This window comes from Vibrio sp. 1249-1, from assembly GCF_033340495.1.
The window spans coordinates 1-687 of the sequence record NZ_JAWOWJ010000578.1; the positions used below are offsets into that span (position 1 = coordinate 1).

General features: G+C 50.2%; 1 protein-coding gene. It reads right to left on the reverse strand.

All coding sequences use genetic code 11. The features are described from left to right. The coding region (gene trpB / locus R7Z50_RS27725; protein WP_318149785.1) for a tryptophan synthase subunit beta at positions 1–687 on the reverse strand (687 nt) is incomplete at both ends.

The following is a 687-nucleotide window of genomic DNA, read 5'->3' on the forward strand; positions in this document are numbered from 1 at the left end:
TTTTACCATGCTTAAGTGGCGCACCGTGTTGATCCGTATCGATGCCTTTACCTGCTGGCTCCACGCCAATCAGGCGAACGCTTTCTTCTTCGATAAAATCTGCAAACATACCAATCGCGTTTGAGCCACCACCCACACAGGCGATAACAGCATCCGGTAGGCGACCTTCACGCGCCAGAATTTGGTTTTTAGTTTCTTCACCAATCATACGTTGGAACTCACGTACAATAGTTGGGAATGGGTGAGGGCCTGCTGCTGTACCGAGAAGGTAGTGTGCGTCTTCGTAGCTGCCTGACCAATCACGCAGCGCTTCATTACAAGCATCTTTAAGTGTTGCTGAGCCTGAATGGACAGGAATTACTTCTGCACCCATCAGTTTCATGCGGAACACGTTCGGGCTTTGACGTTCAACGTCTTTTGCACCCATGTAAACTCGACACTTGAGGCCAAGTAGTGCACACGCAAGTGCAGTTGCTACACCGTGTTGACCTGCGCCTGTTTCTGCGATGATTTCGTGTTTACCCATGCGCTTCGCAAGTAGCGCCTGACCAAGTACTTGGTTGGTTTTGTGTGCGCCGCCGTGAAGCAGATCTTCACGTTTTAGGTACAATTTTGTTTTTGTGCCTTTGGTTAGGTTACGAGTCAGAGTCAGTGCCGTTGGGCGACCAGCGTACTCTTGAAGGAGCG